Below are 1,638 nucleotides of genomic sequence, written 5' to 3'. Positions count from 1 at the left end.
CGCCCGCGGCGCCCAATGGGCCCAACTCTTCGCCCAAAAATCCCCCGATATGCCATTCCACATATGGCCCAACATCGGCGATCCAGCCACCATCCGGTATCTCGCCGCCTGGCAGCCCCCCGACGATCCCACACGCACGCTTCCCAACCTCGAAGTCATCTTCTCGGTTGGCGCGGGCGTCGATCAGTTCGACCTGTCCGGCGTCCCCGCGCACATTCCAGTAGTCCGTATGATCGAACCGGGCATTGTGGAAGGCATGGTCGAATACGTGACGCAGGCGGTGCTCACCATCCATCGCGATCTCTTCGATTACGACCTCCAGCAACAACAGCAAACCTGGCAAGCGTTGCCGGTGCAGCCCGCTTCGTCGCGCCGAATCGGCGTGCTCGGCTTGGGCGTGCTGGGAACCGCCGTGCTCGAACGCCTGCGCCTGTTTGGCTTTCCATGCGCGGGATGGAGCCGCTCGGGTGGTTCGATCGAGGGCGTCGATTGTTATGCCGGCACAAACTCGCTCGATGCCTTCCTCGCCCGCTGCGACATCCTGATCTGCCTGCTGCCGCTCACCACAGCCACGCGCGGCATGTTGAACCGGTCGCTGTTCAGCAAACTCCCTCGCGGCGCGGCGCTGATCCAGACCGGACGCGGGCCGCACCTGAACCAGGACGATTTGCTAGCGGCGCTCGCGTGCGGTCAACTGAACAGCGCGATCCTCGATGTCACCGACCCCGAGCCACTCCCCGCCGCGCATCCGTTGTGGTCACATCCGCGCGTTCGCATCACACCGCATATTGCGAGCGCAACGCGCCCGGATAGCGCCGTCGATGTCATTCTCGACAATCTGCGCCGGCATCGCGAAGGCTTGCCGATGATCGGTCAGATCGACCGAACCCGGGGGTATTGAGCCGGGTTATGCCTTGCGCGGCAGAAAATGCTGCGCAAGCCCGTCAAAACGCGGCAAGCACGCTCTTTCAGACATTGTTTAGGGCCTCGCGCGATAGCTTTCCGTTAGTAGTATGGATCGTCATCAGCCCACTCTTCATGGGCCGCTTTGAGCCACTCCCAGCCACTACCGCGACGAGAAAACCCATGTCGATCCAATCGCTTATTGAAGCCGACCGCAAACACCTGATTCATCCAGTCGTCAATTACCGCGTCCACGAAGCCCGTGGTGTCACCGTGCTGGAATCCGCGCACGGCGCATTTCTGCGCGATGCCGACGGCAACGAACTCCTCGACGCGTTCGCAGGCCTCTGGTGCGTCAACGTCGGCTACGGACAGCCCAGCATCGTTAAAGTCGCGATGGAACAAATGACGCGCCTGCCCTACGCCACCAGCTACTTTCACTTCGGCTCCGCACCCGCGATCGAACTGGCCGAGAAGCTGGTCGAGGTGTCGCCGGCGTCGTTGCAGCACGTCTATTTCACGCTGGGCGGGTCCGACGCCGTCGATTCCGCCCTGCGCTTCATCACGCATTATTTCAACGCGACCGGGCGGCCGTGGAAGAAACACGTCATCGCCCTGCATCGCGGATATCACGGGTCGTCGGCCGTGGGCGCGGGATTGACCGCCCTGCCGGCCTTTCATCGGAACTTCGACCTGCCGTTGCCGAGCCAGCATCATTTGCCGTCGCCGTATGCG

General features: G+C 62.6%; 2 protein-coding genes. Both read left to right on the top strand.

All coding sequences use genetic code 11. The annotated features are described in order from the left end of the window. Positions 1–901, top strand: a 901-nt coding sequence (locus tag WCA53_RS06035) for a 2-hydroxyacid dehydrogenase (RefSeq protein ID WP_423906896.1), incomplete at its 5' end; no start/stop codon positions are given. Positions 902–1,086: 185 nt separating this feature from the next. Then, the coding region (locus tag WCA53_RS06030) for an aminotransferase class III-fold pyridoxal phosphate-dependent enzyme (protein WP_423906893.1) at positions 1,087–1,638 on the top strand (552 nt) is incomplete at its 3' end.

This window comes from Caballeronia sp. (assembly GCF_049581465.1).
GTDB lineage: Bacteria > Pseudomonadota > Gammaproteobacteria > Burkholderiales > Burkholderiaceae > Caballeronia.
The sequence above is the reverse complement of the archived record's forward strand: the minus strand, read 5'-3'. Positions and strand labels throughout refer to the sequence as shown.